The organism is Sulfobacillus thermosulfidooxidans DSM 9293, from assembly GCF_900176145.1.
Lineage (GTDB): Bacteria > Bacillota > Sulfobacillia > Sulfobacillales > Sulfobacillaceae > Sulfobacillus > Sulfobacillus thermosulfidooxidans.
Map to the genome: position 1 here is coordinate 54,262 of NZ_FWWY01000002.1, position 22,184 is coordinate 76,445.

23 protein-coding genes and 3 pseudogenes are annotated in these 22,184 nt (G+C 52.4%); 13 read left to right on the forward strand and 13 right to left on the reverse strand.

Annotated elements, in window-relative coordinates; translation table 11 throughout:
* Positions 1-4: 4 nt before the first annotated feature.
* The 4 genes from B8987_RS18025 (at position 5) to B8987_RS18040 (ending at position 4,420) form a co-directional block, all read left to right on the forward strand.
* Positions 5-766: an SDR family NAD(P)-dependent oxidoreductase gene (locus B8987_RS18025; RefSeq protein WP_020374180.1), complete on the forward strand. Its 762-nt coding sequence runs from the start codon at positions 5-7 to the stop codon at positions 764-766.
* Positions 767-806: 40 nt separating this feature from the next.
* A complete protein-coding gene (rhmD, locus tag B8987_RS18030; RefSeq protein ID WP_084661994.1) occupies positions 807-2,000 on the forward strand; it encodes an L-rhamnonate dehydratase in 1,194 nt (397 codons plus the stop codon).
* A gap of 134 nt (positions 2,001-2,134) precedes the next feature.
* The gene (locus tag B8987_RS18035; RefSeq protein WP_242940716.1) at positions 2,135-2,968 is read left to right on the forward strand and encodes a (Fe-S)-binding protein; all 834 of its coding nucleotides are present in this window, start codon (positions 2,135-2,137) and stop codon (positions 2,966-2,968) included.
* Positions 2,969-4,420 (forward strand): lactate utilization protein B, encoded by a 1,452-nt coding sequence (locus B8987_RS18040; RefSeq protein WP_084661998.1) that lies wholly within the window; start codon positions 2,969-2,971, stop codon positions 4,418-4,420.
* Positions 4,421-4,566: 146 nt separating this feature from the next.
* Here the strand turns inward: B8987_RS18040 and B8987_RS18045 are convergent.
* The 7 genes and pseudogenes from B8987_RS18045 to B8987_RS18075 form a co-directional block, all read right to left on the reverse strand.
* A pseudogene (locus B8987_RS18045) lies at positions 4,567-5,136 on the reverse strand (transposase); the annotation flags it as partial.
* A gap of 55 nt (positions 5,137-5,191) precedes the next feature.
* Positions 5,192-6,142, reverse strand: coding sequence for an IS3 family transposase (locus B8987_RS18050; RefSeq protein WP_084662000.1), 951 nt, complete (start codon positions 6,140-6,142; stop codon positions 5,192-5,194).
* Positions 6,139-6,408 carry a transposase gene (locus B8987_RS18055; RefSeq protein ID WP_084662002.1) on the reverse strand — a complete coding sequence of 90 codons (270 nt, stop codon included), beginning with the start codon at positions 6,406-6,408 and terminating at the stop codon, positions 6,139-6,141. Before B8987_RS18055 ends, B8987_RS18050 begins: the two co-directional genes overlap by 4 nt.
* Before the next feature lie 297 nt (positions 6,409-6,705).
* Positions 6,706-7,194 carry a DDE-type integrase/transposase/recombinase gene (locus tag B8987_RS18060; RefSeq protein WP_176213284.1) on the reverse strand — a complete coding sequence of 163 codons (489 nt, stop codon included), beginning with the start codon at positions 7,192-7,194 and terminating at the stop codon, positions 6,706-6,708.
* Between the two features lie 102 nt (positions 7,195-7,296).
* Positions 7,297-7,470, reverse strand: a complete 174-nt coding sequence (locus B8987_RS18065; RefSeq protein ID WP_242940718.1) for an IS3 family transposase — start codon at positions 7,468-7,470, stop codon at positions 7,297-7,299.
* Positions 7,467-7,667, reverse strand: a complete 201-nt coding sequence (locus B8987_RS18070) for a transposase (protein WP_020373405.1) — start codon at positions 7,665-7,667, stop codon at positions 7,467-7,469. Before B8987_RS18070 ends, B8987_RS18065 begins: the two co-directional genes overlap by 4 nt.
* Before the next feature lie 81 nt (positions 7,668-7,748).
* A pseudogene (locus B8987_RS18075) lies at positions 7,749-8,567 on the reverse strand (IS1634 family transposase); the annotation flags it as partial.
* Between the two features lie 656 nt (positions 8,568-9,223).
* Between B8987_RS18075 and B8987_RS18080 the strand changes: the two are divergent.
* The 7 genes and pseudogenes from B8987_RS18080 (at position 9,224) to B8987_RS18110 (ending at position 15,344) form a co-directional block, all read left to right on the forward strand.
* Entirely contained in the window at positions 9,224-10,483 is a 1,260-nt protein-coding gene (locus B8987_RS18080) for an AAA family ATPase (protein WP_176213285.1), read from the forward strand.
* The gene (locus B8987_RS18085; protein ID WP_084662008.1) at positions 10,480-11,310 is read left to right on the forward strand and encodes a DUF4435 domain-containing protein; all 831 of its coding nucleotides are present in this window, start codon (positions 10,480-10,482) and stop codon (positions 11,308-11,310) included. Before B8987_RS18080 ends, B8987_RS18085 begins: the two co-directional genes overlap by 4 nt.
* A 342-nt stretch (positions 11,311-11,652) precedes the next feature.
* The gene (locus B8987_RS19885; RefSeq protein ID WP_242940719.1) at positions 11,653-11,919 is read left to right on the forward strand and encodes a recombinase family protein; all 267 of its coding nucleotides are present in this window, start codon (positions 11,653-11,655) and stop codon (positions 11,917-11,919) included.
* On the forward strand, positions 11,920-12,018 hold the full coding sequence (locus B8987_RS20305; RefSeq protein ID WP_207651526.1) for a winged helix-turn-helix transcriptional regulator: 99 nt from the start codon (positions 11,920-11,922) through the stop codon (positions 12,016-12,018).
* 145 nt (positions 12,019-12,163) lie between these two features.
* Complete coding sequence (locus tag B8987_RS18095) at positions 12,164-13,234, forward strand: hypothetical protein (RefSeq protein ID WP_084662010.1); 1,071 nt, start codon at positions 12,164-12,166, stop codon at positions 13,232-13,234.
* Positions 13,235-14,015: 781 nt separating this feature from the next.
* Positions 14,016-14,363, forward strand: a pseudogene (locus tag B8987_RS18105) (DUF4277 domain-containing protein); the annotation flags it as partial.
* A 237-nt stretch (positions 14,364-14,600) separates the two neighbouring features.
* Positions 14,601-15,344 carry a hypothetical protein gene (locus tag B8987_RS18110; RefSeq protein ID WP_084662015.1) on the forward strand — a complete coding sequence of 248 codons (744 nt, stop codon included), beginning with the start codon at positions 14,601-14,603 and terminating at the stop codon, positions 15,342-15,344.
* Between the two features lie 90 nt (positions 15,345-15,434).
* On the opposite strand, the gene B8987_RS18115 is transcribed toward B8987_RS18110, so the two are convergent.
* The 5 genes from B8987_RS18115 to B8987_RS18135 all read right to left on the reverse strand — a co-directional run bounded on the left by B8987_RS18115 (position 15,435) and on the right by B8987_RS18135 (position 18,128).
* Positions 15,435-15,614, reverse strand: a complete 180-nt coding sequence (locus tag B8987_RS18115; protein ID WP_084662016.1) for a hypothetical protein — start codon at positions 15,612-15,614, stop codon at positions 15,435-15,437.
* Positions 15,615-15,931: 317 nt separating this feature from the next.
* Positions 15,932-16,489 carry a helix-turn-helix domain-containing protein gene (locus tag B8987_RS18120; RefSeq protein WP_084662018.1) on the reverse strand — a complete coding sequence of 186 codons (558 nt, stop codon included), beginning with the start codon at positions 16,487-16,489 and terminating at the stop codon, positions 15,932-15,934.
* Positions 16,490-16,543: 54 nt separating this feature from the next.
* Positions 16,544-16,780 (reverse strand): hypothetical protein, encoded by a 237-nt coding sequence (locus B8987_RS18125; protein WP_084662020.1) that lies wholly within the window; start codon positions 16,778-16,780, stop codon positions 16,544-16,546.
* A 342-nt stretch (positions 16,781-17,122) separates the two neighbouring features.
* Complete coding sequence (locus B8987_RS18130; RefSeq protein ID WP_084662022.1) at positions 17,123-17,482, reverse strand: hypothetical protein; 360 nt, start codon at positions 17,480-17,482, stop codon at positions 17,123-17,125.
* Between the two features lie 76 nt (positions 17,483-17,558).
* A complete protein-coding gene (locus tag B8987_RS18135) occupies positions 17,559-18,128 on the reverse strand; it encodes a site-specific integrase (protein ID WP_084662024.1) in 570 nt (189 codons plus the stop codon).
* 413 nt (positions 18,129-18,541) lie between these two features.
* Here B8987_RS18135 and B8987_RS18140 point away from each other — a divergent pair, with 413 nt between their 5' ends.
* Positions 18,542-19,090: a hypothetical protein gene (locus B8987_RS18140; RefSeq protein ID WP_084662026.1), complete on the forward strand. Its 549-nt coding sequence runs from the start codon at positions 18,542-18,544 to the stop codon at positions 19,088-19,090.
* Between the two features lie 117 nt (positions 19,091-19,207).
* On the opposite strand, the gene B8987_RS18145 is transcribed toward B8987_RS18140, so the two are convergent.
* Positions 19,208-20,443 (reverse strand): IS110 family RNA-guided transposase, encoded by a 1,236-nt coding sequence (locus B8987_RS18145; protein WP_084662028.1) that lies wholly within the window; start codon positions 20,441-20,443, stop codon positions 19,208-19,210.
* A gap of 482 nt (positions 20,444-20,925) precedes the next feature.
* Between B8987_RS18145 and B8987_RS18150 the strand changes: the two genes are divergently transcribed.
* A complete protein-coding gene (locus B8987_RS18150; protein WP_084660932.1) occupies positions 20,926-22,179 on the forward strand; it encodes an IS110 family RNA-guided transposase in 1,254 nt (417 codons plus the stop codon).
* The last annotated feature ends 5 nt before the right edge of the window (positions 22,180-22,184 follow it).

Genomic DNA, 22,184 nt, shown 5'->3' on the forward strand with positions numbered 1-22,184 from the left:
AGTCATGGCATTAACAGGAAAAGTGGCGGTTGTTAGCGGAGCCTCCCGCGGCATTGGGCGTGCGATAGCCATACGGCTGGCCCAGGAAGGGGCTAAAGTCGTCATTGATCATCCGGGAGATGACGATGCAGCACTTGAAACAATGTCGGATATTCAAAAATTCGGCGGTGAGGCGATTAGTGTGAAAGCAGATGTCTCAAGCTCCCCAGAGGTAGAATTTCTGTTTCGAGAAACTCTGGAGACATATCATACGGTAGACATTTTAGTTAACAATGCCGGAATTTGTCCCTTTGTCGATTGGTTTGAGGTGACAGAGGACTTATGGGACCGTGTGCACGCCATTAATTTAAAGGGGGCGTTCTTATGTTCTCAATATGCCTCGAAAATCATGCGCGATCATCATCACGGGGGAAGAATCATTAGCATCAGTTCAATTTCTGCGTTGGTTGGAGGCGGATTACAAACCCATTACACCCCAACGAAGGCGGGAATTCGATCCCTCATGCAATCGTTGGCGATTGTACTGGGGCCTTATGGGATTACATGTAATTCCATTCTGCCCGGCAGTATCCTAACCGATATTAATCGAGACCATTATGCGGATAAAAAAATTCTCGAACGAGATGTAAACCGCATTCCCTTAGGACGTTTAGGGACTCCGGATGACATTGCTGGCGTCGCGGCCTTTTTAGCTTCAGATGATGCACGGTATATTACGGGAGCCGACATATTGGTAGATGGGGGATTGTTTGTGAATTTACAGTGAAAAGCCATAAATGGAGTTTTATGAGGAGGATTTATTCCGGATGAAAAATAACCTGAAAATTGTTCAATTACGAACTTATACGTTATCGCAAGCGGGAGGTGACTATCATGCCCAGAATACGGATCACTGGATTGTTGGAGAAATAGCGACACCCATGTCCATTTACCCACAATATCGTTCCCGTCGGTCTTCGTGGGGCATTGATGTTTTAGGAACTATTGTCGTGGAAATTGAAGCGAGTGACGGAAGTATTGGATTTGGCGTGAGTACTGGCGGACAGATCGCTTCGTGGATTATCGAACATCATTTGTCACGTTTCATTGTGGGGCAGAGTCCGTGGAATATTGAGATGATGTGGGACCAAATGTATCGGTCAACGCTATACTATGGCCGAAAAGGTGTAGTCATGAACGCCATATCGGCCATTGATTTGGCACTTTGGGATTTGCTTGGGCATATTCGTCAAGAACCGGTCTATGCCATGCTAGGAGGGGCCGTACGTGACTCGCTACAATTTTATGCTACCGGGCCAAGACCTGACGTAGCCAAAACACTGGGTTTTATTGGGGGTAAACTTCCCTTGCAATATGGGCCTGCATCTGGGGAAGAAGGATTGCGAAAGAATATTTCTGCGGTTCGTGAAGCGAGAGAGCATGTTGGGGATGACTTCTGGTTGATGCTTGATTGCTGGATGGCATTGGATTTACCCTATGCGATTCAATTAGCCGAAGCAATGATGCCGTATCATGTTAAGTGGATTGAAGAATGTTTTCCACCTGACGATATCTGGTCTTATCAGGCATTGCGCCAAGTGCTAAATAGGAAAATGTTGGTAAGCACGGGAGAACACGAAGCGACGCGTTGGGGTTTTCGATTATTATTAGATAATGCGGCAGCGGATTTTATTCAACCGGATGTAACGTGGTGCGGGGGGATAACGGAATTAGTGAAAATAGCAGATGTGGCAGAAAGCCATGGAGTATGGGTTATTCCGCATGGTTCAAGTGTATACAGTTATCACTTTGTTATTACGCGCAACAGCAGTCCGTTTGCGGAGTTTTTGATGATGCATAAACATGCTACTAAAGTTGTTCCAATGTTTTCACCGCTTCTTTTGAATGAACCCATTCCCGATAATGGCCGCATGAAGCTTTCCGATAATCCGGGTTTTGGCGTCGAATTGAATCGAGAAATTTTAATGCCTTTGGGTAACGTTTCCTCTGCGCCGTCTTAGCATGTCGGAACCAATTAGACTCCTAAAAACATTAAAACTCCTTACTATCAAAATCTTACACTGGTTATTAGATAATCGTTAGCAGAGATTCGTATCGCATTCAGGCGGGATAGGGAAAGAAGGATGATATGTTCGTGAAACGTGTGCAACTGTTTGTGACATGCTTAGCGGATCTCATGCACCCCAAAGCGGCGATTGCCGCGGTGCATGTGCTGGAACGGCGAAAAGTCTCCGTCGAATTTCCCGAGAATCAAACGTGTTGTGGTCAATTTAGCTACAATGCGGGCTATCACCACGAGGCCGCCATCTTGGCGAGACATTTCCTCACGGTTTTTGAAGCCGGCACTCACGGTGAATCCCCGGACATTGTGTCGTTGTCGGGGTCGTGTGCCGCGATGGTTATCCAGACCTATCCGCAATTATTATATGAAGATGCCTTAGCACAAGGCGAATCCGAAGACGTGGCCGAACACTGGAAACAACGGGCCGTGCAATTAGGAGAACGTCTCCATGAATGGTCGATGTGGCTGAACCAGCATTGTCCGTCGGCACCCGCGACCACCCCGACAATCCCTGTCGCCTATCATTTGGGCTGTCATATGCGCCGGTTGTTGCCGGGTGCGCAGGATGCGGCACAAATGTTAGGACATTACGGCATCGAAGCCTTAGAACCCGACGATGCGGAGCAATGTTGTGGGTTTGGTGGGACGTACAGTGTGACAGAACCCGTGATCTCGACCACGTTAGCGGATGAGAAATGGCAACACATCGACCAATTACGGGAGAGCACGGGGGCCCTGTGCTTGACCAGTGCGGATCTCGGATGTCTTCTCCATCTGAAAGGCCGCCTCATCCGGCAAGGCTCACAATTCCCCGCGTGCCATGTGGCGGAATTGGTGGATTTGGCGGATCAAAAGCGTCTGTCCGTGGAACAGATTCAGGCGGCCGGACTGAAGGGAGGCCAATAAATGGCGGGACAACTCCCTTATGATCATCGCCCCTGGGCACTTAGGCGCACGCTCGCTCTGCACGATCACACGATGCGCAACACGATCGGTTTTGTGACACGGCGCTTTACCGTCGCCAAACGGGAAGCGTACCGCCAACATCCCGAGCTGGAAACTGCTCGCCTTGTGGCGGTTCAAGAAAAGCGCCAAGCCATTCGCGACCTCCCGGAACTCCTCGCAACACTCCGAGCGCGTATTGAAGAGCATGGCGGACAAACCTATCTTGCGGCGAATGCTCACGACGCCGTTCATCGTGTTCTGAACATTGCCCACCATGAGCAGGTCCGTTTGGTGATCAAGAGTAAATCGATGGTGACCGAAGAAATTGAATTAAACCGCGCCTTGGAGCAAGCAGGCATTGTGGTCCGGGAAACCGATCTCGGGGAATACATCATCCAATTAGCCCACGAGAAACCCTCTCATATCCTCGCACCCGCCGCGCATCGGAACCGTCATCAAATCGATGAATTATTCGAACACGATGCGGCCCAGCAGGGGGTGATGCCACCCCGGAGCGATGACATTCACGATTTGACGGCGTATGCCCGGCAACGATTACGGCAGGAGTTTCTGGCCGCCGATATGGGCGTCACGGGGGGGAATTTCTTGGTCGCAGAAACCGGGACGCTGGTTCTCATTACCAATGAAGGGAATGCCGATATGGTCACCACCCTGCCGCGGATTCTCGTGTCGATTGTGGGCGTCGAGAAAGTGATCCGCGACTGGGCCTCTTTAATTCACCTGATTCAACAACCGGCGATGAGTGGGATTGGCCGTCATCTTTCGTCGTATACGACCCTCGTGCAGGGGCCCAAACAGGCGGGATCGGCCGATGGTCCGATGCAGTGGCACGTGATATTGGTGGACAACGGGCGCATGGCTTTGCGGGATACGGCCTTTGAGGATGTGTTGAGCTGTATCCGGTGTGGCGCATGTTTAAATGTCTGCCCCGTCTTTCGCGAAGTGGGGGGCCATGCGTACGGCAGTGTGTATCCGGGTCCCATTGGCATCGTCGAAACCCCGTTGTTGACAGATTTCGCGATGTTGCCGGAGTTGCCTTCTTCGTTGTGCACGCTCTGCCATGCGTGCCAAGAAGCGTGCCCCATGGAGATCAACTTACCCCAACATATTGTTGATTTGCGCCGTATCCAGGTCCAACGTAAAATGACGCCGGGCCTGTGGGATTGGACGATGAAAACCTGGGCCCGTTTTTGGTCGACTCCCGGCGGATATCGGCGTTCGGTTCGTATTGCCCGCCTGGCCACCCGCTTATCCGGCCAACACCAATCGCTGCATGCGGCACCGGGAGTCTTTGCGGGATGGTTTGAAACCCGCGATATGCCCGCCGTGGCCGATCAAACCTTTCATGAATGGTGGCCAAAGCGGCATCAACCCACATCAACCGATCAATGACGGGAGGAGGATGCGGTGATGCGTGTGATACAACAATTTGATCAACAATGGCAGAAGAACGGGGCAAAAATTTATCATGTGGCGCCTTCCGAACTTTTTCTAGATTCAACTCCTCTTCCGCACGTGATGGGTGAAAGCAGAGGAATTTATCCCGAGGGTCTCGATGGCACCTGCGTGTAAATCGTGTCTGTGAAACCCAATGCGGCCAAAATGGCCGCTACCGGCTGGGTGTGAACCGCCGGGACAAAGAGTTGACGGGTCTGGGCATCGAGGGGCATGACAATCAGTCCGCGCAGATGATGTAACACTTCCTGCCCGGTGGGCCGCGCCAATAGACCGCGGGTTGGCGTGGGAAGGGGCGGGGCCTGTCGCGCCCGGCGTTCGATGAGGCTGAGTACCAACGCGGCGAGCAAGAGCACATAGCCTAAGGCCTCGACCCGTTCCGGCTTTTGCACATAGAGCGCATCCACAAAGGTCGGATCTTTTAAAAAGCGAAAGCGTTGTTCAATGACGGTCTGCCCTTTGTATTCTTCGAGTAATCGGCGGGCATCAAAGGGCGTGGAGGGCAGATTCGTGATTAACACAAAGGTGGCTGCCCGGTCCTGTGCTGCCTGCACGCGTTCGATTCCGCCCCCCAATTTTGGACATTTGCGATCTCTTTCACGCGGATACGCATTGGGACATCCTATCAGCCCTACGGGCTGGGACTGGGGGACAGGGGCCAGGGCGTCACCTCGCCCCTGTCCCCCAGTGCAAAAGTCGCTAGCTTTTCTACACTTTGACGGGCATCCAGGTCGCTTGCCCTCCAGCGACTCGTTGTCGCATCGTCGCCGGGGACCAAAATTCTAGGCTCCCATGCAGTCGATCTTGGTTATAAAAGGCAATCCATCGCGTTATGGCCGCATAGGCCTCGCCATATGTGGCAAATTCTTGAGTGAGACACTCGCGCTCCAACTGAGCATGCCACGACTCAATAAAGGCGTTTTTATTCGGCGTGGCCACCGGAATGCGTTCATGTTCCAGACCATAGGCGGCACAAGCCGTTTCGAATGCCTCGGCGATAAACTGGGGGCCATTGTCGGTCCGCAGAACGGGAGGCGTCTGCCATTCCGATTGACGCTGCATCACCGCGTGTTTTAAGGTTCGCACAACATCCGTCGCCTGACAATGGAGTCCCATGTGGTAGGCAATAATCATGCGGTCACACACATCGATAATGGCTTGGAGATACAAAAACCGATCCTCGCCCGCGATATACACATAGGTAATGTCCGTTTGCCAGAGCTGGTTGGGAGCCGTGATGATGCGGTTCCGCGCCAGCCGGCGCGGATGCCGGATGCGGCGTTTTCGCTGAGGCCATAATAAGTGCCACTGTCGAAGGAGGCGATACACCTTTTTGAAACTAATCTGTAGATGATAGCGTCGTCGCAAGACCCATGTGATTTTGTGATACCCATAAGCCGCATTCTCCGTCGTCAGAATATCGGTAATCCAGTCCATAATCTGGCCATCGGCGATTTTCTGGCCATTTTGTGTGACGCTGTATCCTCGCGGAGGTCGACCCGGCGCCTGATGGCGCCGATCCGGTTCAGGATGGCGTTGACGATGACGCCACGCATAAAAGGTGGCCCGTGAAAGGCGAATCGTCGCACACCATCGGCGAAGGGACACCTGGGGAGCGCGGCGATGCCAGTCCATCACGTGTTCACACAATTCTGTCACGGACGGATCCCCTTTTTTTGCAGCAGATCTTGAAGCATGGCAATCTGCAGATCTTTTTCCCCGAGTAATTTTTTTAACCGGTCATTTTCGTCTACCAGACTCATGAGATCGTGGGGATGGTGGGCCGCCTTCACCGCCTCACGCACCCAGCGACGCACCATGGATGGACTCAGTTGATGACGACGAGCGACTAATGTCGCATTTTGCGTGTCTTGAGCTTCTTGAACAATCTGTTGCTTGAATTCCGGTGAATAGGTTTGACTCATCGTGCACACTCTCTCCTCTAAACTGATAATTATCCTACCAGGAGAGATCGCGATTGTCTCGTCTTCTTAAGGGGCTTAAAAGTAGGTATCCGTGACCGAGCGCGCGCCGCCCGTGCCGAGGGTTTGGGCGGTCGATTGGGTTTGAATCCGATTCCGCCCCCCAAATTTGGACATTTGCGATCTCTTTCACGCGGATACGCATTGGGACATCCTATCAGCCCTACGGGCTGGGACTGGGGGACAGGGGCCCGGGCGTCACTGCGCCCCTGTCCCCCAGTGCAAAAGTCGCTAGCTTTTCTACACTTTGACGGGCATCCCGGTCGCTTGCCCTCCAGCGACGCGTTGTCGCATCGTCGCCGGGGACCAAAATTCTCCGCTCCCATGCAGCCGATCTTGGTTATAAAAGGCAATCCATCGCGTTATGGCCGCATAGGCCTCGCCATATGTGGCCAATGCTTGAGTGAGACACTCGCGCTCCCACGGAGCATGCCACGACTCCATCAAGGCGTTTTTATTCGGCGTGGCCACCGGAATGCGTTCATGTTCCAGACCATAGGCGGCACAAGCCGTTTCGAATGCCTCGGCGATCAACGGGGGGCCATTGTCCGTCCGTAGAACGGGAGGCGTTTGCCATTCCGATTGACGCTGGAGCACCGCGTGTTTTAGAGTTCGCACAACATCCGTCGCCTGACAATGGAGTCCCATGTGGTCAGCAATAATCATGCGGTCACACACATCGATAATGGCTTGGAGATATAAAAACCGATCCTCACCCGCAATATACACATAGGTAATGTCCGTTTGCCAGAGCTGATTGGGAGCCGTAATGATGCGGTTCCGCGCCAGCCGGCGCGGATGCCGGATGCGGCGTTTTCGCTGAGGCCATAATCAGGGTCCCTGTCGAAGGAGGCGATACACCTTTTTGACACGAATCTGTAGATGATAGCGTCGTCGCAAGACCCATGTGATTTTATGATACCCATAGGCCGCGTTCTCCGTCGTCAGAATATCGGTAATCCAGTCCATCATCGGGCCATCGGCAGATCTTTTTCCCCGAGTCATGTCTTTAATCGTTCATTTTCGTCTACCAGACTCATGAGATCGGGGGGATGGTGGGCCGCCTTCACCGCCTCACGCACCCCACGACGCACCATGGATGGACTCAGCTGATGACGACGAGCGACTAAGGTCGCATTTTGCGTGTCTTGAGCTTCTTGAACAATCTGTTGCTTGAATTCCGGTGAATCGGTGTGATGCATCGTGCACACTCTCTCCTCTGAACTGATCATGATCCTACCAGGAGAGATCGCGATTGTCTCGTCTTCTTAAGGGGCTTAAAAGGCATCGGCACGCTCCCCGATTTTGCCGAGGGGAACCCAGGCGTTGGCCGCCAAGGCGGCCGTTTTCGCCTCTTGCGCCGCCCGAAAGGTATCCGGACAACGCGAGAGAAAGCGGAGCGAACGGTCAGCCATCGCCTTTAAGTTGGGGCCCGTGACGAGAGCGGAATCGGCCACATAGACGAGTTGTTGCAGTTGCTGGGGCGAAAAGTCATCGTCTAAGGCCGCAATCATCTCGGCATTGAGGGTTTTATCACTGAGATTCCCGTCTTGCACCGTGCCCACCACGGGAATGCCTTCCCGCGTCCCCAACAGCGTCAGAAGAATTTGACGAAGATCGGGACGATGATCCTTGGAATGGCCATAGGTGGGATGCACTCCGCTTGCCGAGTCAGGGTCCGGATACGTGCCATAGACCGAGCGAGTCGTACGATCCCCGTGGACAAACACCGGATTATCGGGCGTCCACACGTGGTCGTGCAAGAGTGCTCGCGTGGCGACGGCACTGAAAACGGTGGCACCGCCGGCAGCGGCGACTTTGTCCAAAGCGCGTCCGAGCGCATCATCGGTAAAATCGGCCGCGGTGCGGCCGGATCCCAATAACAAGGGCACATCGGTCAACTGAAACTGCGCGTGAACGCGATACAGCGGTTGACGAGCGGTGAGCAAATTGACGATGAGCGCGAAAATCCGTTCACCGGGCGACAGATGGCAACGCTGCGCATCCCACGCAACGGTCTGATTCACGGTCTCGACCAATCCGATTTCCTCACAGAGGGCCCGGATGACCGGTCCGGCGCCCACAACGAGGGGTGTAGGCATGGGTGTGTTCATAAGAGATGACTTCGCCAGGCAAGGCACCATCTCCTTTGCGATCAGCCCCCAAAAAATAATTTTTTGTTCTCACCACGTGCGGAAGGTAAGATTCAACATCATACTCAAGATCCAATCGGTCTTTATAAATTCGCGTAGCGCTTGGTCATCGTTGACAATCTCTTGTGGTAAATTCCACGCCACTGCGACACCTTAGCAGGATTTTCCATCCTCGTTGTCGAAGACTTCCCATGACGACTTAACAACGACCTCCCTGGCGGTGGGTCTTCGGCGTTACGCAGGGCAATGCCCATTCAGAAAAGAGACGCCCACGCCGCACATGGGGCACCCACAGGAATGAAAATGGGGGCCGGCACTCGGGGACGGTACCATATACCGTATCTTGCAAGTCAATGCCGCTAGATACGGTATGGAGCCGGCCAAGAAGTGTTTACGAAGGTTCGTGAGGTTGTCAGCGAACAATGTGGCGAGAATTACAGCTAGGTGTCGCCACCCGTCCGCGGACTAGTTGGATTCAACGGGTGATTGAAAATGGGGAAGAATCATAGGAATGGTAAGTTATTTTAAGAGTTGAGATGTGAATAGTTATCAGAGTGTGCCATTAAACAATCGCAATTTAGGTTATAGGAAGAGGTGGTTTTAGAGTGAGGGTTCGAAAACTTAAGATTTTCGGTTTGTATGACTTGTTTGATTTTGATGTTAGCTTTGAAGATAACGAAACGGTCATTCATGGAATCAATGGTTCTGGCAAAACCGGAATACTGCAGGTACTGGGGTGGTTTGTTACCGGGAACATTGAAAGATTAGCAAACGTGGAATTTACTCAGGCTGGTCTTGAATTCGAAGATGCTGGAGGACATTTGATTGCATATCAGCTAGTACAAGATAAGCGGAGTTCTAAGGTGGAAATCTATAAGAATCAAAAAAAAATCGGACATTACATTCGATCCTCACGTGCTTATGGCGAAAGTCAAGAGGATGAAGACACTTTGCAACAATGGCGAACTGAGTTGAGCCACAGTTTGAGGGCTTCTTTTATTGCCGTTTCCCGTTATGGGGAAACTCGTTTTCGGACTCGTTCGATAATACCCAAGGACCCCTATGACACGGCTTATTCACGAAGTACACGTTCGTCGCTTGAAAATGCTGTGTGGCGTGCGGAAAATATATTCGCCCGAGCACAGGCTGCCGCTACTAACCAAGAACGAGTGGTTTTGACAAAATTGCGCAACGATCTTATTAACCGTATTGCCGAGCCGTTTAGTTTAGATGATAGTACTAAAACTGGTGAATGGGAAGAACGGCTTTTGTCTGTCAGTGAAAAAATCGATCAATATTCAGATCATGGAACAAAATTAATAGATATTGATCCTGACGCGCTGCTTGAGGCAATAGTGGGCGACGATACGAATAAGCGTCTGGCTGCTGTAGCAGTGGTGCAACAATTGGAACGACTTTCAGGGATTATTGGTCGTCATTTTAGCCAAGTCGAGCAAATCAGACAACGGACAAGAAGCTTTGCAGACGCCCTACAAAGCTTCTTTGGAGACACGTACAAATCGGTGACCATAGACGAAAATAGGGCCACCTTGGTATTTACCTATGGGGAAAAGTCATTGTTCCCCAGACACTTTTCCTCCGGTGAAATGGAGATTTTTATCATGTTAACGTATGCCGCATTTGGAGAGGACGGATTAGGACCTCCCGAGTTGCTGATAATTGACGAACCGGAATTATCACTACATACCGCATGGCAGGAGCGTCTATTGCCAACGATAAGGCAATTAAACCCGGTTGGGCAAATAATCATTGCGACCCATTCCCCCGAAATAGCCGCAACAAGCTTGGATCATTTGGTTGCCGTGGCGCCAATAAATGCACCTGCTAAGGAGGGTTTGGTTTGAGCTTTCCTCACCATAAGGGACCCGCGAACTGGGCTAAAGCAGAAATGAATGCAGATAGATATAGCGTTCAATTGTTTTTCGAAGATGAAAAGCTTCAACCTGTTTACGACACCATCGTCCGTAAGTTTCTCAACCAGTCGCAATATGCCGTGTATTGCTTAGGGGGAAAATCGGCTTGTATTAAACGTTGGCACGAAACTCAAAAGAATGGTACGAAGAATTTACGGGTGTTCGTTGTTGATAAAGACTTGGATGATCTGTTGAATGTCATGATAACCGATCCGACAGACACATTGTGGTATTTGAACACACACTCTATAGAAAATGTTTTTTTACACCCAACATTGATTTACCGAGTAGTAGCACTTTTAAGAAATATTGAATTGAGACAGATCACAACACTTGTTGATATTGATGCATGGATTTCCCAAAGACGGCCCATTATTGTTGAGCTTGTTCAATCTGCGTTCCTAGCTCAGAAGCTTAACCTCAATGACATTGTTATTAATGATACCGATTTCGCAAATTTAGGCGAGGGGCTAATTGAAGATAAGGTCCATAACGTTGTCGTTGAAATATCGCATCGCGTAACGCAATCAGTTTCGTGGCAATTTCACGAGGAATTTCAGGAGATATCCCAAGATAAGCGTCACTGGTTCGGCAAGACGTTGATGCGGGACCTCATATGTCAGTGCTATAAAGATGTAAGACAAAGACCACCGGAGCATGTTGTTCTTCATCATTGTGCGGAATTAATAACATCGGATCTCCTCGGAGTACTAGGACAAAAATTGGAGGCTCTGTCCAAAAGGCTCCAACTTGCTTAAATTGCGACTTAATTATTGCGGTCTCTTATCAGAAATACCGATGACGTCGGAATTCGTTTTGTTTCACAAACGACCGTTTTGGCACACCTGGCGTTTCATAATAGACATGAAGCTTGAGTTCTGCAACGCTAGAGGGGGAGGAATCGTCATGTTCATTGGGTACGTCCGCGTGTCGACCGCCGAGCAAACACTGGCCTTGCCAAGAAGACGCGCTGCAGCAGGTGGGCTGTGAAAAATCTTTCGGGATGCGATGTCCGGCAACACTACAGAGCGCCTGGGTCTTTCTGAGGCGCTAGCTATGCTCGATCGAGGGATGTCCTGGTCGTCTGGAAACTCGATCGGTTGGGACGGTCCCTGGCACATCTGATCCAAGTCGTCCAGCAACTGCATACGGAGGGCATCGGGTTTCGGAGTCACCAAGAAAACATGGACGCCACAACGGCGGGCGATCAGCTTATTTTTCACATTTTTGGGGCCCTGTCCGAGTTTGAGCGCGCACTGACTCGGGAGCATACTGAGGCGGGTTTGGCGGCTGCACGGGCTCGCGGGAGGATAGGAGGCCGGCCCCCGCGATTGTCCGCCGACCAGATTCGGATGGCGCAGCGATAATTGCAGGATCCCGACCTGACGATGAGGGAGGTGGCCCATGCCTTTCATTTGTCACGAACTACACTCTACCGAGCATTGAAACAGGCAGCACGGGGGTGATGACAAAGCCATCCCCATCCATCTCAGCAACGTACCCAAACAGGATCTTCATCACTCGTTACCTATATTCAAAGAACCGCAAGCGGATTCGTAAAGAGTAGAGTTGGCACCGTGAATTACTTCAATAGAAAGGGGCAAGTACAATATGAGTAACGGAGGATTTACCCTTCGCCAAGGTCTTAGTCTGAGGTGGCATTTGAAAAAAGGAACGCGTAGCTGTCATCCGGAATCATCAGCGCTAACGCTTCACCTCTCCGTTGGGCCATTAAATCCTGTTCCCAGTCAACACAACCGAAAATCAGTGATTCAGATTCATTTAGGGTACCAACCCAGTCAATACTGTTCTGTGCAGGTTCATCAATTGCTGTCCTTTCAGTCGCGATTTATCGTAAGAACGGGTTCCAATCAAGGAGATGAAACCTATCCATTAGGATTGCTAGAATTCCAAGACCAATCGAATTTTATAAACTTTGGTCAATGGGCTACTGATGCCCCATCGTGGGGACATTGGGTCTGGAAACTATCGGCTGACGATTTATGGCTTATGCATCGCATTTGTGGATCTCAAAAAGACGACGTGCATCCGATTTTCCAATGCTGGGGATCAGCTATCGTGTCCAGCGAAACCTCGACGAATGACGATTCAACAGAGTTGGCGACATTTACAGCAGAAGGATGGCTCCGAATTCCAGCATCAGATTGGGCAAAAATCGCTGAAACGACCACTATCCTTCCTGCTAAGGTCCCAATGCCAATATTCTCGGGATTTGATCTTCAAACTCTGGAGGATCGTTTTAAAGAATTACAGGATGCTCGGAGAGCATTAGGCGAGGGGCGGGGCCACGACGCTGTAGCTAAATGCTTTGACGTACTCACGAACGTTGCGGAAACCATAGGAGAAGAACCGAGCCCTCCCATTTTTCTGTCTAACACATGGAAACGCGTGCTAGAAAAACTGGATGAGAAACCTAACCAGCGAATTATAGACAAAAAGTGGCGAGATAGGCAGGGCGCATTGCAGGATCTGCTCTATGGAATCAGTTCTGTTTGCAATACTCTCGGTCACCACGCAGGGCAGCAATCCGATCCCAATGGACATCCCACCGACGAATCGTTGGACCAATGGGAGGCCGACGTATTCGTGACCATGGCGTATCTGGCGGTGTATTATCTTCAACAACGCCAAAGCAATCAAAATCAAAAGCGTTCCCATTAGGTGTAGTCCTCGCAATCGTCCATTACCTGTGAAACTAGGAGGTAGTTGTTGTGATCTGTTCACATAGTTGGAAGGATATTACGTTTTTGGGGTCCGGAGCAGGAAAAGTTCATCAGCAGTGTATGCGGTGTAACGCAACCCGGACCATCGACTGTCCCAAACATGAATGGTAACCAATTGGTGTCTTTGGGTCGGGTTCCCCCATTATGAAAATGTGTTCTCGATGCGGACTTCAAGGTTAGTGGATCGGTCGGACCGACAACGACTTTCTTTTAGAGCTTGTGTAGCAGTGGACCCAAAACCGGAATAAGGACGTCGTTGAAATGATTACTCGGCCACGAGAGGGCTTGAGGTCGTATAACCATCCTGTGTCACTGCTAATCATCACCCGCCATGGTGGTATCGCAGATCACACATGGCTCGTGGTCGTCGGTATCACGCTGGAGGGCTACAAAGTCGTCCTGGGTCTCTGGATTGGCGAACACATGGCGATCAGATGTTAAGAAACTTATTCTGCCGATTCGACCACAAGTATTAATGTCGCGGTTTAAATGGGCCAAATGTCGTTTTTTTAGATGCCGCGTAGCGAACGAACTCCCTTCAATATAAAGGCGCGTAGTGGAGCCCAAAACTCAGGTTGTTCGCAACTTGCCTCTTGAACGTCTCGAGTTATCTTATCTTACCTTCCGCACGTGGTGAGAACAAAAAAATTATTTTTTGGGGGCTGATCGCAAAGGAGATGGTGCCTTGCCTGGCGAAGTCATCTCTTATGAACACACCCATGCCTACACCCCTCGTTGTGGGCGCCGGACCGGTCATCCGGGCCCTCTGTGAGGAAATCGGATTGGTCGAGGCCGTGAATCAGACCGTTGCGTGGGATGCGCAGCGTTGCCATCTGTCGCCCGGTGAACGGATTTTCGCGCTCATCGTCAATTTGCTCACCGCTCGTCAACCGCTGTATCGCGTTCACGCGCAGTTTCAGTTGACCGATGTGCCCTTGTTATTGGGATCCGGCCGCACCGCGGCCGATTTTACCGATGATGCGCTCGGACGCGCTTTGGACAAAGTCGCCGCTGCCGGCGGTGCCACCGTTTTCAGTGCCGTCGCCACGCGAGCGCTCTTGCACGACCACTATTAAGCCCCCTAACAAAGCTGGACAAAATGACGCGATAACGGGCGTGGGTGAGGGTCTCGCTGGAGGCGGAGAACGGGGCATGATAGGCTGGAATCGATTAAGCTATACCTCTTTGTCCCTATCATGTCCTGAGAGGATCCGGGTTCCGCGATCCATGACCGGTCTAGGTCTAGAATTAGGGGGTTAAATCGCTATTAGGAATCTCATTAAACGGTCGAAGGATGGGCGAGAGTGCGAGCAGGACTAAGAGAGCTTAAAGAAGAAGGATATATCCAAGAAGTCATCGTGCGGAATGAACGCGGTCAAATCATCAAACACGAATATATAGTCTTTGAAGCACCAGATCCGGAAAATCCGGATCTGGATGAAAGACCACTTCCGGATTTTCCGGATCTGACAAAACCGGATACGGCAAACCCGCCACTACTAATAAATAAAGAAACTAATGAAAAAATACACACAAACGATAAGTGTGTTTTGAATAAACCTGATTTTTTGTCGCAGACCACGTGGCGGCGGTTTCTCAAGCGATATGGTGGGGAGCGCGTCCAAGAAGTACTAGGTTGGGTGGCCATCATCCAACCCGAGAATCCGGCGGGCTATGTGACCATGGCGTTAAAGGATGGGTGGATCGAGCCGGCAACCGTTCGCCAAGCCCGGGTGAAACGCGCACAAGCCGAACAGGCCGCGCAAGCGCAGCGTCAGGCGCAGGCGGAAGCCGAGGCGCTCAAGGCGCGGCAAGCCCAGGAGCTAGAGGTGCTTTACGCGTGGTGGACGCACTTGGCGCCGGAGATCCAAGATCGGTTAAGGGAGACGGTCGGCGTCGACGATGTGGTGCGGGCGGGATTGTCGGCGTTTGTGGCACCCACCATTCTGATGCAGCCCGATCCTACGCAGCCGAGTCCATTGTGGCTCAAAGTCGCCCGGCATAAAATGCAGGAGCAGGGTATGGGGATACCAGGCCGGGGTGATTGAGACGCGAGGTGAAACCCGTCTCTAAAAGTTCATGACCCCCGTATGGAATGAAAGGGGTCTGCTATGGTGTGTTTTGGCCCGTGTTAATGGTTATTGAGCCTTTTGTGCCTTGTTTCGCAGTTGTGTTAAAAGATCGTGCAATCGGCTGGCGTCATGGCCGTCGTGCTGCGGGATAAATTGCGCACGGATGGCCATAGAGACCTGACTTAAATCGGGAATCTCGCTGTAGTCGATAGGTTTATGGGTCAAATCCCCAATGTTTTTTCTCACGATGATTCCCCCTTCGCATAGACATGACTCGAATAACGAGGAAAAAGCGAAATAGCGCTACAAGACGCTATTTCTCATACGCTTTAATTTGTGGGGTCTTCAGGCTATAAAGGTTCGCGGCCCGAAAGCCTGAAAATCCAAAGCCCCCGATTCGTCAAGCTGAACCGGTCCCGTCCGAGTGTACCCCACTCGGGCGGTTTTTATGTGGCATTTATTATCATTTATTATCATCTTTTTTATAGCGTTTTGTGTTTTCTTTGTCAACGAGAGGAATAACAAGCCTCGTGTTAATGGTCCTATGCGGTGGGTGTCGCTGCTTATTCCGTGGTAGGCGGTTCTGGGGACGTGCGGGCTAAGGCGGTATGGCGTGGGGCCCGGCTGAGATTTTTTTGATGCGTGCGTTGAAAGATTTCAGCAATGGTGTCGGCATCCCACCCCATTTCGACGGCCCATCCAATCATGAGATAGAGCACATCGCCCCACTCATTTTGCATGGCGGTCCAATCGGCGTCGGTAAAGCCATGGTTTGCGCCTTTGGACGATTTGGTCACAGTTTCCGAGAGTTCTCCGATTTCTTGGATTAAGAGAGCGAGACGGAGTAGTAAATCGTTACGGTTCCCAGTGCCCACGACAAAATGGTTAAGATGGTGAAATGTTCTCACGGCGTTTAATAACATATTCAACGAAATGTTGGAGTCGTGTTTCTCATTGCGGAAAGCGGCAAGACGTTCCTCGAGGCTTTTTCGTTCTATTTGTTCTTTGCCTCGGGCATCGCGTCGAGTGGTTAATTTTCCCTTTTTTATGAGCGCTTGGATGCGTGTGGGTGTAACCCCTAGCATGCGGGCAGCTTCCGCTTTGGTTATTAAATCTTTCATAAAATGGGGGACAGCTAAGCCAATAGGCTGCTGTCCCGTCCCTCCCTTCGAGAATTAGTATCCTTCAGCATCTAAAAAGGCTTCGATTGATTCATAATTTTCCATTATCACACGATTGACTTGTGGTGAACCAAAAGGCCCATCGAATGCTTCGCCTCGTTGACTCCGAATAAACGCTTCATTACTACCATAATTGGCTGCAATGGCATTCGCGACAGCAATTTGATCGTGTCCTGGTAGAAAATGTCTATTGCTATTTGTTTCCCCATCACAATAACACCTGCACTGCATGTGAGATGTCCTCCCTTTTTATTGGATTTTTTGGATGCATATGCAGCATAGCACGAAATCTCATGAAACGCAACTGAGTGTTATAAACTTAGTATATTTTTTTGGATTAGCGAGTACCAGCCTGAAAAAGAAGAAATAGCGCCATAAGACACTATTTCTGATTTGTTTTTATTTGTTGGGATCTTCAGGTTTTACGGTTTGCGCCCAGAAAGCCTGAACCGGTCCGTTCGAGCTTATTCGCTTCGGACGGTTTTTAGGCATTCAGCTAGTCGTAGGATAGATGAGATGTAGAAGGTGCTATTTTCTTTAACGTCTAGCGGCATTAAAGCGATGTAAAGAAATTCATTTTATGTTTATATATTCTTTATACCCAAATCCTTGTGTATGCAGATTCCATTCTTTGATGTGTAAACTGAATGGACGGTTATCCTCAATGTTTAGATAAGCGTCCAGTTCCATATCTTTACCGTCTTCAGAGATTTTTCCGGTCACATGGCGAAGAGAAATAATAAATTTTTCATTAGTATTAATTAAAATTTCTAATTCAATTACATTATTTGAGTTACGAGAAGAGAAAGCCGCTATGCTACGAAAAGTCATATTCTTTCCAGAAAATTCAAAAACATCCCCGTTAATTCCGCAATAGATTTTTTGGTCTTTCACGGCTTTATTACACAGTGTTAGTGCCTCAGTTATTGTCAAAAAATCACCTTCTATGGTAAATATTGTTGTTACAATTTATTTTAGTGATTTTTCTTTTAAAATCTCAAATTTTAATCTATAAATTCAACCCCAAATACACGGCGTCCCGATCTTCCCGCCGAATACCAATATAGGCCAGCGTCGTCCCCGGACTACTGTGATTCAAAATCTGCTGAATAATGGCGAGATCGACGCCCGAAGTGTACGCGAAATAGCCAAAGGTCTTACGGAGTGTGTGGGTACCAATCGGATCGGTGAGGCCTACGGCGCGGGCGGCATCCCGGAGGATCTGCCAGGCTTGGCCGCGTTGCAAGGGGCGGCCATGTTTCCGCGAGGGGAAGAGCGGATCGGAAGGCTTGGCCTCAGGCCGGGTAGCGAGATAGGCGGCCAGGGCTTTTTTGGCCGTGGCGCTCAAGGGAAAGTCTTTCGTCTTGCCGGTTTTCTGTTCGATGACGCGAATGCGATCCCGCCATTTCGTCGGTGTTTCGCGGACGTCACCGACCGTCAGGTGGAGAAGGTCGCCAATGCGTAATCCGCTGTTAATGCTCAGCGTAAACCACGCCGCGTCGCGCAAGTTTTGGGCGGCCAGAATTTTGCGGATCGCGTCGATCTGCCGTTTATCACGGATCGGTTCGACGGTATTCACCGGATCAATCGCTCCTTCACGGGATACGGTTTATAGTCACGGTATCCCCTACAAGTCTTCTCTGATGGGTATTATAACCGATTCAAAACACACCGTCCTCACAGAAGGGCTCTCCGGCGCGTTCACCGGGAACCGGAACCGTAGACCTCTTGGCGGTTTGCGGGGATTTTCCGGGGTTGTTCGCAATCAGACAGAATCCCCTTCTGTCCGATACGGGATATGTCATATGAAGACGGGAAAAAAGAGAACAAGACGGGTTTTGTGGTCTATAGGGACAAATTGTTTTGATCATATCGTAAAATAATACATCAGACAGAGAGAGAGAAATGGGCCGGGATGATAGCAATCGGTGGGTGATAGACAACAATCTATGCTATACTACCGATAAATCCCGAGAAAGAGGACAGAAACTCATGCACTTAACAACATTACAGAAACGCGGCGCTTTGACCGTCCCGCAAACGGATCGCACGACGTTGCAATGGACGGAGGGGCAATTGCTCTTAACGACGGTCATCCCGCCCGACACGTTGTGTCTGCGGGCTATTCCTGATGCGGACACCTTTTGGTCGCGCTATACCCCCGCCGAAGGATTCGCCGAGCGCGAGATCGCCCTGCCGGCCACAACCGGCATCTGGTTACCGACGATGGCGTTGTGGCATGCTCAAGTGAACCCGGATAGTCCGTGGCGACCCATCTGGCAAGCTTTGAGTCACGGGATGACGACGCGGCGCTGTGATCCGACGATTGTGGCGACGTGGAGTGATCAAATCGCGGACGTCTTGCCGCACCTGGCGCGGCTGGAGCAGGCCCGGTATTTGCAAACGGTGTGCGCGTGGCCGGGGGTGGACCTGCCGGACCGGGTGTTTTGGCTGGCGGTCTGTGAGCGGTGGGGGCAAACGGATGACGTGTGGAGTGAGGTGGTCTGGACCTTGCGGAATGCCGAATCCGCAACAGAATAAGTCCCGCGGTTAAATGTCAAGAACCGATCAGCTTAGGACAACGACGAACAGGGCCAGGTCAACATAAACCTGCCTAAAAGGAGGTGGTAGATAATGGCAAATCAGTTGTCAATCCCTTTAGTGCGGCATCAACTTCCTTTCGTCGTAGATTTGGCCCCGGGTCAGCATCCCGTAGACCACGCCGACCCACTGGCGTGCCGTCAAGACCAACGCCCGCTTATGCGCGTGGTGCGTGGCTTCGTGGTACTTCTTCTCGTAAAAGGCTTTGAACTGCGGGTCCCGCACCCGGACCCTCTCCGCCGCTTCGATGAAGTAGTACCGCAAATAGACGTTCCCCGTCCGCGTCAGCGGACGGATGTCGGCATCAAAATTCCCCGATTGATGCGGGCGCCAGGTCAGCCCCGCATATTTGGCCAAGGCATTTTCCGACGGAAATCGTTCGATGGGACCGATTTCGGCCAAGAGGCCCGCGCCATAGACCGGACCAATCCCCGGAATCGTGGTCAGGGTTTGGCGAAACGCCTGCATGTCACGGGCAATCACTTTGTCCAGCGCCTGTTGTTGATGTTCCAAGGCCCGGATGGTGTCCAAATGCAGGACCAAGCTTTGGTGCCGCGCGTCCTGCTCGTCCGGATGCAACCGAAAGGCGCGCCGCGCCAAGCGGTGCAAGGTCTGCGCAATGTCATCGGGCGCTTTCAGCCGTTGGCGACCGGCCGCCGCGATTTCCGCCACCAGATCCGCCAGCGGGATGGCTGCCAGCGTATCGGGCGTGTAGCGTTCCAACACGGTTTGCGACGCTACCCCAAAGACGTTCGAGAAAAACGGCTCCTCCGTATGGGCATACTGCCCCCAGACACAAAACAATTGCACCAACGCGCGATTTTTTTCTTGGGTGATGAGGTGGCTCAGCTGCCGACGATGGCGGGTCAAGACCTGCAACGCCGCATAGCGCGGATCCGGCGGGGTCCAGGGCGTGACGCGCCCAAACCGCATGACATCCGCAATCAGGGCGGCATCCGCTCGGTCGGTTTTGCCCCGATCCACATAGGTCTCTCGGAATTTCTGGACGACTTTCGGATTGAGGACGTACCAGGTGGGTTGCCACCGCTGCAAGTCGGGGGTTTGCGTCAGCCATTCCATCAGCGGCACATAGTACACGGACGTGGCCTCGACGCCAATGGCCAGCCGCGCGTACGGCGCGGCGTGGGGGTGCAGCCAGGCGACGAATTGCTCGGCCCCCGCCTGATCGTTGGGGACGGTCGTCCGCGCGACGACCTGGCCATCCGCCGCCATCGCGCAGACGACGTGAGCCCCGAGACTGGTGTCAATACCGACGTACAACACGCTATCCATGGGATTTCACCTCCCTTCGCGGAGGAATGCATCGGGAACGGGATTTCGCCGACGCGCCGACGCCTTCGCCGCAACCTCGCTTATAAGCCGTCATCGCCACCCGCGGTGTGCGATAGACCGGTGCCACGGGTCTCCACGGGGGGAGCGGCATCCCGCGCGTTAACTGTGACGAAGCGGCGTCGCCGACTCACAGACTTTCGAAGCCGTCAATCCGGCAGGAGGAATGCAGTCTTGAATCGTCCCGATCTTCTTCGAGCATCGCCGACGAAACCCGATCTGGCAAGCCTGATCATCCCGAATGCCGATTGCTGCTGGCCGCGAGGCAGGCCTCAAGATAAAGCCTCAGGGTAGCAGAATCAATTTCTTTATACGAGAATCCTGTAATAAAGTGTCCGGGGCGTATTTAGGGATTGAGTAAAGAATGGCCCCTCTGATAGGGTTGGAGTAGCGAACAACAACCAAATTCAGGGGGGCACAGTTCAATGGCTAAGCACAGTGTAGAGCAGAGCGACGGAAGAAAGCAAGGACTGGGGGTGGGCGGCATCGACGTGGCGAAGGACTGGCATTATGTGCAATGGCTGGACACGAACGGGCGGCCTGTCGGTAAAGCCTTTCGGTTCGCCAATACCCGTGCGGGATTTGAGGCGATGTGGGAGCGGCGGCCGTCCGAGGAGGTCCGCGTTGGCATGGAGTCCACCGGGCACTATTGGGTTGGGTTGGCCCATTGGCTCCGTGCGCACGGCGCGGAGGTGGTGCTGGTGCAGCCGGCTCACGTCCATCGACTCAAGGAATTGGATGACAATACCCCGACCAAGACCGACGCCAAGGATGCCCGGGTTATCGCCCGACTCGTCTATGATGGCCGGTGGTTCCGGTGGGAGCCGCGCGGCGGCGCGCTGGCCCAGCTGGCCACGTTGGCGGTGACGCGTCGGCAGCACCACCAGGACGTCATGCGATGGCGAGCGCGCATTGCCGGCTGGATCCATCAATACTTTCCGGAATTCTTCACGGTCTTCAAGGCGTGGGATGGGAAAGCGGCGCTGACGACGCTGGATACGCTCCCGACGCCGGACTTGGTGTTAGCGCAGTCCGTGGATGCGATAGCGGACCAGTTTAAGGCCGCCACCACACATCGCGTCGGCGCTAAACGCGCCCACGCCTTGCACCAGGCCGCCGTGGACTCCATTGGGATTCCCGTAGGCCGGGCGACTGCGCGTCTCCAACTCGCCTCCTATCTTCGGAGTTGGCGCGCGGCGCTCGCCGCGCAAACGGCCATTGAAGCCGCGCAAGCCGCCATTTTAGAGGACTGGACTCCTGCTCAGCCGTTATTCAGCATTCCGGGATTCGGGCCCCAGGTCATTGCCACGGTGTTGGGCGAGTTGGGGGACTTGTCCCGATTCGCCGATGCGCGCCAAGCGCAGAAAATGGCGGGACTCAATCTCACCCAAACCAGCTCGGGACACCGCCAAGGCCCAACGCATATTGCCAAACGGGGACGTCCCGCCGCGCGTGCCGTGCTGTATCAGGCCGCGTGCGTCGCGGTGGCCAAGGATCCCCAGTGGAAGGCCTGGTATCAGTCGCTCACCCGACGGGCGGCGCATCCGCTCGCCCCGAAAGCCGCCATGGTGGCGGTCGCGACGAAGCTCCTCCGGGTGGCCTGGGCGTGCATGAAGCACGGACAGGCGTATGATGCGGCGCGACTGTTCCCCCTGGGGGAGGTGTCGACCGCCGCGTAACGATG